We start from the raw sequence: 525 nt of genomic DNA, 5'->3' as shown, positions 1-525 counted from the left end.
CCCTTTCACGGCGGTAACAGGGGTTCGACTCCCCTACGGGATACCATTGGGTCGTTAGCTCAGTTGGTAGAGCAGTTGACTTTTAATCAATTGGTCGCAGGTTCGAATCCTGCACGACCCACCATTCCTTCTTTGAAGGAACTCTCAAGAAATGGGGCTATAGCTCAGCTGGGAGAGCGCCTGCCTTGCACGCAGGAGGTCAGCAGTTCGATCCTGCTTAGCTCCACCATTCTTGAACATTCCACGGAATGACTTTCGTGGGCGATTAGCTCAGTTGGGAGAGCACCTCCCTTACAAGGAGGGGGTCACTGGTTCGAGCCCGGTATCGCCCACCATCTTTAAGCACATTTACTTAAGTGTTCTTAAAAATGGTTTCGAAAGCTTTATTGCTGTAGAAGTCTCGTTCTTTAACAATTTGGAAAGCTGACGAATAACATTTGATTAATGTTATTCATTTAAAAGTTCTCAAATCCTATATCGAAAGATGTAGGTACCAACACACATTCAAGTGTTCTTGGGAATTAC

Annotated in this window: 3 tRNA genes; all 3 read left to right on the top strand. The window is 45.9% G+C overall.

What is annotated here, in order from left to right:
• Positions 1 to 48: 48 nt before the first annotated feature.
• A tRNA-Lys gene (locus VME0621_RS26015) sits at positions 49 to 124 on the top strand.
• Between the two features lie 29 nt (positions 125 to 153).
• Positions 154 to 229 (top strand) — tRNA-Ala (locus VME0621_RS26010).
• 30 nt (positions 230 to 259) lie between these two features.
• Positions 260 to 335: transfer RNA gene (locus VME0621_RS26005), tRNA-Val, on the top strand.
• Positions 336 to 525 lie beyond the last annotated feature (190 nt).

The organism is Vibrio mediterranei (assembly GCF_900088415.1).
In the GTDB taxonomy this organism is placed as follows: Bacteria; Pseudomonadota; Gammaproteobacteria; order Enterobacterales; family Vibrionaceae; genus Vibrio; species Vibrio mediterranei.
The sequence above is the reverse complement of the archived record's forward strand: the minus strand, read 5'-3'. Positions and strand labels throughout refer to the sequence as shown.